Below are 8,401 nucleotides of genomic sequence, written 5' to 3'. Positions count from 1 at the left end.
CCGGGAGTCCGAGCTGCGGCTGCTGCTGGCGCGCGGCGGTTCACGCGCCGGCATCGTCGGCCGGCTCCTCGGCGAGGGCGCCGTCACCGTGCTCCCCGCGGCCGCGGCGGCCACCGCGCTCGCCGTCCTGGCGCTGCCCACGCCCCGGCTCGCGGCTTCGCTGACCAGCGCCGCCGCCGTCACCCTGCTCGCGCTGCTGGCCTTCCCGGTCCGGGCGGCCCTCCTGCTGTCCCCGCCCCGGCCGGCCGTGCGCTGGCGCAGGCCCGTCGCCGAACTGATGGTCCTGGCCGCCGCCGGGGCCGCCGTCTACGAGGTGCGCCGCCGCGGGGTCGCGCCCGTCGGCAGCGGGACGGACCCGCTGCTGATCGCCGCCCCGCTGCTGCTCGCCCTGTGCGGGGGGCTGCTGCTGGCCCGGCTGCTGCCGCTCGTCACCGGCGTGCTCGCCCGGGCGGCCGGCCGCAGCCGCGGGCTGGTCGGCTTCCTCGGGCTGGTGCGGGCCGCGCGGGGCCCGGGCGCCGCGGCACGCGGCCGGGGCGGGCCCTCCGTCCTGCCGCTGATCGCCCTGCTGCTGGCCGTCACCACCGGCGGCTTCGGAGCCGCGGTCCTGGCCTCCGTGGACACGGCCCGCCTCGCGGCCGCCCACCGGACGATCGGGGCCGACGCGGTGGTCTCCGCCGTCGGCGCCGGGTCCCTCCCGGACGCCCTGGTGGAGTCCGCGGCGCGGCTGCCGGGCGTACGGACGTCCGCGGCCGTGTGGAGCGACGACGACACCTTCGTCCAGGGCACCGCCGAGGGCCGTACGCGGGTCACCCTGGTCGTCGCCGAGCCCGCCGCGTACGCGGAACTCTCCCGGCGCCTGGGCTGCGGAGCCTACGACCCCGCCCTGCTGGGCGGCGGCGGCACGGGCTCCGCCGACGCCCCGGTGCCGGTGCTGTTCAGCGCGGCCCTGGCCCGCAAGGCCGGCCCGGGCACGTACGAGCTGCGGCCGGGCCCGGGCGGGGAGCTGCACGTACGCACCGCCGGAGTCCTCGACTGCACCCCCGCCCCGTCGGGCCCGGGCGGCGAGACCGTCATCCTGCCGGCCGGGCCCGCGACGGCCCTGATCCGCGGGGGAGTCCGGCCCGACCGGTGGTTCGCCCTCGGCCCCGTCGACGGGGACCGGCTGCGCGCCCTGACCCGGGCCGCCGGGCCCGCGCCGTCGGCGGCGCCCCCGGCCACCGCCCCGCCGCAGGCGCGGCCGGCCCCCGGGGCGAAGCCGGCCGACGAGCGGTACCTGGTGCGCACCAGCGCCGAGTACGTCGCCGAACTGGGAGCCGATCCGCTCCAGGGCTCGGCCGAGCGGCTGTTCTGGTCCTGCGTGGCCGCCGCGGCCGGATTCGCCCTGCTGGCCGTGCTGCTGACCCTGCTGCGGACCGTGCCCGAACGGGCGGCGCTGCTGGCCCGGCTGCGCACCATGGGACTGCGCCGCCGTCAGGGCGTGGCGCTGATCCTCGCCGAGGCCCTGCCGCAGACCCTGGCCGCCGCCCTCGGCGGGGCCCTGGTGGCGGCGGCAGCGGTGGCCCTCCTGGGCCCGGCGATGGACCTGTCCACGCTGGTCGGCGCGAGCGCGCCGACCGGCGTACGGCTCAGCGCGGCGGCCGTACTGACACCGGCCCTGGGGCTGGCCGCGCTGGTCGCCGCGGCCGTGCTCCTGGAGGCGGCGACGTCCGGGCGACGGCAGATCACCACCGAGTTGAGAGCGGGAGACCAGCGTTGAACACCGACCAGCCGACGTACGAGGAGCTGCACCGCAGGGCTGCGGCGGCCACGGAGGCGCGCACCCCCGCGCCGGACGCGGCGATCGCCTGCGACCGTCTGGTGCGCATCTTCAGCACGGACGGCATCGAGGTGCAGGCCCTGCAGGGGCTGGAACTGACCGTGGCCCAGGGCGACCTGGTGGCCCTCGTCGGCGCCTCGGGCAGCGGCAAGTCCACCCTGCTGAACATCCTGGCGGGCCTGGACGTGCCGACGGCGGGCAGCGCGGCGGTCGCCGGCTACGACCTGCTGGAGCTGTCGGCGCGCGACCGGCTGCGCTACCGGCGCGAAGCGGTCGGGTTCGTCTTCCAGCAGACCGCCCGCAATCTGCTGCCCTTCCTGACGGCTGCTCAGAACGTGGCCCTGCCGATGCAGTTGAAGGGCGGTGGCGGCAGCCGGCGCGGCGCGCGGGCCCGGCAGGCGGCGCGGGTCGCGGAGGTGCTGGACGCCCTCGGGATCGGCGACCTCGCCGACCGGCACCCGGCGCAGCTGTCGGGCGGGCAGCAGCAGCGCGTCGCCATCGCCGTCGCGATGGCCAACGACCCCAAGGTGCTGCTGGCCGACGAGCCCACGGGCGAGCTGGACTCGGAGACCGCCGCGGCGGTCTTCGAGACCTTCCGCACCGTGAACAAGGAACTCGGCGTGACGGTGGTCATCGTGACGCACGACCCCATGGTGGCGGGCGAGGTCCGCCGCACCGTGGCCATCCGCGACGGGCGCACCAGCAGTGAGGTCCTGCGCAGCCTGGTCACCGACGAGCACGGCGAGGAATCCGTGAGCGAACGCGAGTACGTGGTCCTCGACCGCTCCGGCCGCGTCCAGCTGCCGCAGAAGTTCCTGGCGGCCCTGGGCATGGAACACCGCCTGGCGGTCGACCTGGCCCCGGACCACATCGAACTGCGGGCGGACGGGAGGAGTTGAGGGGGACTCGGAGGAACCTCCCAGACCCGGGGCGAGCTGCGCTCGTTTGTGCGCACCTCGGTGGAACCATCAGGAGTTTCGTGCGTTCCACCAGTGCGAAGTGACCTTGGTGGCGGCGCAGACTTCCTGGTGAGGGCCGCGGCTCGTCATGGGAGCCGACGCCGCAGAACGAGGGGGAACCACGATGAGCGGTCAGTTGTACGACGGTATCGGCGAAGCGTTCGAAGGCTTCAAGACCCTGCCCGTCATCCGTTACGCCGAGGTGCCGGGGTTCCTCGCCCTGGTCGGCGACGTCACCGGCAAGTCCGTCCTGGACATCGCCTGCGGCACCGGCTTCTACAGCCGTGAACTCAAGCGCCGGGGCGCGTCCCGCGTCTTCGGCTTCGACATCTCCGGCGCGATGGTCGACGCGGCCGCCGCGATCGAGCGGGCCGAGCCCCTGGGCATCGAATACCAGGTCGCCGACACGGCCACGCTGCAGGTCTTCGAGGAGCCGTTCGACGTCGCCGTGGCCGTGCAGGCGTTCAACTACGCGAGCGAGACCGCCGAGATCGAGCTGATGATGCGCAACATCCGGCGCAGCCTCGTCGAGGGCGGCGCGTTCTACCTGTTCGTCCAGGACCCGGGCTACGACTTCGGCGGCCCGTCGCTGGAGAAGTACGGCTTCCTGCTCGAGTCGACGGGCAAGGACAACGAGATTGGCCGGGGGATCCGCCTCACCGCCCTGCTGGACCCGCCGGTCTCCTTCGAGGCGGTCGTCCCGTCGAAGGAGACGTACGAACGGGCCCTGGCGGCCGCCGGGTTCACCGGCGTCGAGTGGGTCACGCTGGAGGTCTCCACGGAGGGCGTGGAGAAGTTCGGCGAGGAGTTCTGGGCGGACCACGACGGGAACCGCCCGCTGACCATGATCCGCTGCACCGCCTGACCCGCCCCCGTCCCACCGGAACCGACACCGGCCCGGCCCTCCGCCGGGCCGGTGTCCCGCGTCGTGGGCGGGTCATGCGCCGTCCCGGAGTCCCGGCAGGCCCGGCGGCCCGGGTGGCTCCTCGGCCTGGTCCCAGACGGCGAGGAAGGCCATCCGCAGGCAGGCCGCCAGCGCGGGGTGCTCGATGTAGAGGGCGGTGGTGGTGCGGGTGTCGGCCACCGGGTCGGGCATGTCGCACAGGACCAGCGAGGCGTCGGCGACGACGAGCTTGAGCGGCAGCCGCGTCGCGAAGCGGGACTCCTCGCCCGCCGCCGTGAACCGCCTTACGTTCCGCGCGACTTCGGCGTCGTCGAGGGCGTCGAGGGTGTAGACGGCCCGGGCGGTGCCGCCGGCCCGGCGCAGCCGGCGCACGGCCTCGATGCCCTCGTCGTTGGCCGGGGGCGCGACGAAGGGCGGCTTGCAGAGGCTGAGGAGCTCGTGCGCGGCCTGTTCCTGGATGCTCGCGAACCGTGCGGCGATCGCCCGCGGATCGCGGAGCACCTCGATGTAGTCGAGCGGGTCGGTGTGGCTGCGGCCGTCGGCCCAGACGGGGGACAGGGCCCGGCCCAGCGCGGACGACACCTGGTCCAGGCGTTCCAGGGACTGGCGTTGACGGGCCATCAGGCGGGCCAGCGCGAGCTCGGGGGCCACCGCCGAGAAGGCCGTGACCCGGCCGGGGCGCGGCACGGCCAACTGCCGCCGTACGAGGGCGTCGAGCACGTGGTAGACGCGCTGGCGCGGGACCTGCGCGGCGCGCGCCGCCTCGGCGGCGGTGTAGGACTCCCGCCGGACCAGGGCGAGGTAGACCAGCGCCTCGTAGCGGGAGAGCCCCAGGGATACCAGATCGTTGACCGCGCTGTCGTCCGACTCCATGGAAAGACACGGTATAGGTGTCCAACACCGAACCAGAGCCAACCCTTTGCCATCAGCCGGGTGTCCCCTTGGCCGGAATCTCCATACCTTCGGCGTTGGCCACCACTGCACGTGGTGACAGCTCTCGCACCGCCGCACCCGTGCCATCCGCAGCCCCGCGCCGCCCTTTTCCGGTCAGGCATCCGGCAGATCGACCCGCATGAATGTCATGGACCTGCCATGTCTGGAACCCCCCCCGCGACGCGGGACCCGACCCCCCATGGAGGGCAGTTCCTTGAGCAACGCCCTGTCCCAGCGCGCCGCACGGCTCGGCCGTCGCGGCGCGACCGCCTTACTCTCGGCGGCAGCCCTGGTATCCGGCGGCATGTTCGCCTTCGCGGGCCCGGCCGCCGCGGCCGGACCCTCGGCCACCGCGGCCGCGGCCCCCGGCGCGGTCCACACCCGACGGCTCTGCTCCGAACCCGCCCAGCGCGACTTCATGGCCTGTCACGCCCTCGCCCGCACCGACGTCCCGCAGCACACGAGCCTCGCGCCCGGCCTCCTGCCCTCCGGCTACGGACCCGCCGACCTGCAGAGCGCCTACGCCCTGCCGGCCGCGGCCGGCGCCGGGTCCACGGTCGCCATCATCGACGCCTACGACGACCCGAACGCCGAGTCCGACCTGGCGGCCTACCGCTCGCAGTACGGTCTGCCCGCCTGCACCACCGCCAACGGCTGCTTCCGCAAGGTCGACCAGAACGGCGGGACGAGCTACCCGACCGCCGACTCCGGCTGGGCCGGCGAGATCTCCCTCGACGTGGACATGGTCAGCGCGGTCTGCCCGCAGTGCCACATCCTCCTCGTCGAGGCGGCGCAGCCCTCCATGGAGGACCTGGGCGCCGCCGTGAACCGCGCCGTGTCCATGGGCGCCAAGTTCGTCTCCAACAGCTACGGCGGCGGCGAGGACTCCACCGACCCCGCCTCCGACTCCTCCTACTTCAACCACCCGGGCGTGGCCATCACCGTCAGCTCGGGCGACAGCGGCTACGGCGTCGAGTACCCGGCCGCCTCCCAGTACGTCACCGCCGTCGGCGGCACCTCCCTCAGCCGTGCGGGCGGAACCTCCCGCGGCTGGTCCGAAAGCGTGTGGGGCAGCAGCTCCGGGGGCAACGGCGCCGGTTCCGGCTGCTCGGCCTACACCGCCAAGCCCTCCTGGCAGACCGACTCCGGCTGCGGCAAGCGCACCGTCGCCGACGTCTCCGCCGTCGCCGACCCGGCCACCGGCCTCGCGGTCTACGACAGCTACCAGGCCAGCGGCTGGAACGTCTACGGCGGCACCAGCGCCTCGGCGCCGATCATCGCCTCCGTGTACGCCCTCGCGGGCGCCCCGGCCACCGGCTCCACCCCGTCGTCCTTCCCCTACGCCCACACCGGCTCGCTCAACGACGTGACCAGCGGCGCCAACGGCTCCTGCGGCGGCGGCTACCTGTGCACCGCCAAGGCCGGCTACGACGGCCCCACCGGACTGGGCACCCCGCAGGGCACGGCGGCCTTCACCGGCGGCTCCACCGGCGGCAACACCGTGACCGTCACCAACCCCGGCAACCGCTCCACCCCCGTGGGCACCGCCGCCTCCCTCCAGATCCAGGCCACCGACTCCGCGAGCGGCCAGACCCTCGCCTACAGCGCCACCGGCCTCCCGCCCGGCCTGTCCGTGAACGCCTCCACCGGCCTGATCGGCGGCACGCCCACCACCGCGGGCACCTACAACGTGACGGTCAGCGCCAAGGACACCACCAACGCGACCGGCAGCGCCTCCTTCACCTGGACCGTCACCCCCACCGGCGGGAACTGCACCCCGGCCCAGCTCCTGGGCAACCAGGGCTTCGAATCCGGCACCGCCCCCTGGACCGCCAGCTCCGGCGTGGTCGACAGCAGCGCGAGTGAGCCCGCGCACACCGGCACCTGGAAGGCCTGGCTCGACGGATACGGCTCCGGCCACACCGACTCGCTCTCCCAGACGGTGACCATCCCGGCCGGCTGCCACGCGACCCTCAGCTTCTACCTGCACGTCGACACCGCCGAGACCACCACCACGGTCGCCTACGACAAGCTGACCGTCCAGGCGGGCTCCACCACCCTGGCCGGCTACTCCAACCTCGACAAGAACTCCGGGTACGCGCAGAAGACCTTCGACCTGTCCTCGTTCGCGGGCCAGACGATCACGGTCAAGTTCACCGGAACCGAGGACTCCAGCCTCCAGACCTCGTTCGTCGTCGACGACACCGCCCTGACCACCGGCTGACCCGCACCACCGGGGACGGGGCACCGCACCTGCGGTGCCCCGTCTTCGTCCACCGAGATTGACTGAAACTTCAGTCAGGTGCAGGATGCGGGGGCAGACCGCCGGTCGCCGCCCCTCCACCCGCCCCGCCTCCACCGCCGAAAGAGCCGCCATGCCCGCCGCCCGCCACGGTGCACGGTCCGCCGACCCGCGTCGGCTGCCGCCCGTCCTGCTGCGCCTCCTGGGCGACCTGCTGCTCATCGCCGCCGTCACCGCCACCGTGCTGCTCCTCTTCGAGTGGACCGACAGCGGGGGCGTCGGCGAACGGATCGGACCCGGGGCCCGCTGCGCCGCCGCCGGCTGCGCGGCGGTGGCGGTGCTGGTGCGCCGCCGGTGGCCCCGGGGCGCGCTGGCGGCCGCCTCGGTACTGGCCGCCGTGGAGCCGCTGACCGGCGGGGCGCTCGTCGTGGTGGCCCACTCGGCGGGATGGCGCTGGGCGGAGCTGCGCCGCGGGCCGCTGCTGCTGGCGGTGGCCGGGGCGGGACCGCTCGCGCTCACCGCCGCGCTCACCGCGGGGGAGAGCGCGGCCGTCCGCGGGTACGAGGCGATGACCGTGCTCGTCACCGGGATCGTGTGCGGCGCCCTGCCGGGGCTGGCCGGCGCGGTCGCCGGGCAGCGCGAGCGCCTGCTGCGCGCGCTGTGGGAGCGCAACGCCGTCCTGGAACGGGCGCAGCGCTCGGCCGAGGAGCAGGCCAGGGCCGGCGAACGGGCCCGGATCGCGGGCGAGATGCACGACCTCCTCGGCCACCGGCTGAGCCTGGCGGCGCTGCATGCCGGCGGGCTGGAGCTGGCGGGCCGGACCTGCGGCCCGGAGATCCACCGGAGTGCCGTGCTGGTGCACAGCACCGTGCGCGAGGCGATGGACGACCTGCGCGGGGTGCTCGGCGTGCTCCGGGCCGGCGACGACCGGGCCGGGGCCCCGGATCCGCTGACCCCCGCGACGGGCACCCACGCCGACGTCGCGGCCCTGGTCGGCGAGTCGCACGCCGCCGGCGTCCCGGTGGACCTGAGGTGGACCGGATCGGACCTGGCCGACGCCGGCCCCACCGCCCGGCGCGCGGTCCACCGGGTGGTCCGCGAGGCCCTCACCAACGTCCACAAGCACGCCGCCGGCGCCCCGGTGGCGGTTACCGTGCACTGCGACACCGGCGAGGTGCGGGTCGACGTCCGCAACGGGCCCGGTGGCGCGGGCCGGTCCGCGCGGCCCCCGCGCGGCAGCGGGCTCGGGCTGGCCGGCCTGCACGAGCGGGTGCGCCTGGTCGGCGGATCGCTGCGGGCCGACCGCACCGGCGAGGGCGGGTTCCTCGTCGGCGCCCGCATCCCCCTGCGCGCCGGACCGGCCGTCCCGCGCACGGCCGCGGACCCGGCGGCGGGTCCCGGCGTACCGGCCGGCCCGCGGAGCCGGACGGGACGGACGGCGGCGGCCGCCGTCACGGTGCTGGGTGTGGCGGGCGCGGTCGCCCTCCAGTTCGTCACGCTCTCCCTCGTCCCCTTCCCGGCCGACGACGGGCCGCAGGACCCCGGGC

5 protein-coding genes and 1 pseudogene are annotated in these 8,401 nt (G+C 75.3%); 5 read left to right on the top strand and 1 reads right to left on the bottom strand.

Annotated elements, in window-relative coordinates:
- From ACFVXK_RS34780 to ACFVXK_RS34770, 3 genes and pseudogenes are all read left to right on the top strand, one after another.
- Positions 1-1,756, top strand: a pseudogene (locus tag ACFVXK_RS34780) (hypothetical protein); the annotation flags it as partial.
- Positions 1,753-2,715, top strand: a complete 963-nt coding sequence (locus ACFVXK_RS34775) for an ABC transporter ATP-binding protein (protein WP_389620089.1) — start codon at positions 1,753-1,755, stop codon at positions 2,713-2,715. The pseudogene ACFVXK_RS34780 and the gene ACFVXK_RS34775, both read left to right, overlap by 4 nt.
- Before the next feature lie 184 nt (positions 2,716-2,899).
- Positions 2,900-3,640, top strand: coding sequence for a class I SAM-dependent methyltransferase (locus ACFVXK_RS34770; RefSeq protein WP_389620086.1), 741 nt, complete (start codon positions 2,900-2,902; stop codon positions 3,638-3,640).
- Between the two features lie 72 nt (positions 3,641-3,712).
- Here the strand turns inward: ACFVXK_RS34770 and ACFVXK_RS34765 are convergent, their stop codons facing one another.
- Complete coding sequence (locus ACFVXK_RS34765; protein ID WP_389620083.1) at positions 3,713-4,552, bottom strand: TrmB family transcriptional regulator; 840 nt, start codon at positions 4,550-4,552, stop codon at positions 3,713-3,715.
- A 364-nt stretch (positions 4,553-4,916) separates the two neighbouring features.
- Here ACFVXK_RS34765 and ACFVXK_RS34760 point away from each other — a divergent pair, with 364 nt between their 5' ends.
- Together ACFVXK_RS34760 and ACFVXK_RS34755 are read left to right on the top strand one after the other, a co-directional pair.
- A complete protein-coding gene (locus ACFVXK_RS34760) occupies positions 4,917-6,836 on the top strand; it encodes a putative Ig domain-containing protein (RefSeq protein WP_389620092.1) in 1,920 nt (639 codons plus the stop codon).
- 151 nt (positions 6,837-6,987) lie between these two features.
- On the top strand, positions 6,988-8,401 hold a 1,414-nt coding region (locus tag ACFVXK_RS34755; RefSeq protein WP_389620080.1), incomplete at its 3' end, for a sensor histidine kinase.

Source organism: Streptomyces sp. NPDC058157 (genome assembly GCF_042884105.1).
GTDB lineage: Bacteria > Actinomycetota > Actinomycetes > Streptomycetales > Streptomycetaceae > Streptomyces.
Note: the sequence above shows the minus strand (reverse complement) of the source record. Positions and strands in the feature narration are given on the sequence as shown.

Excerpts from the sequence above, each read along its gene's own strand:
- ACFVXK_RS34770 (WP_389620086.1), top strand. The coding sequence starts at position 2,900 with ATGAGCGGTCAGTTGTACGACGGTATCGGCGAAGCGTTCGAAGGCTTC.
- ACFVXK_RS34765 (WP_389620083.1), bottom strand. The coding sequence starts at position 4,552 with ATGGAGTCGGACGACAGCGCGGTCAACGATCTGGTATCCCTGGGGCTC.
- ACFVXK_RS34760 (WP_389620092.1), top strand. The coding sequence starts at position 4,917 with ATGTTCGCCTTCGCGGGCCCGGCCGCCGCGGCCGGACCCTCGGCCACC.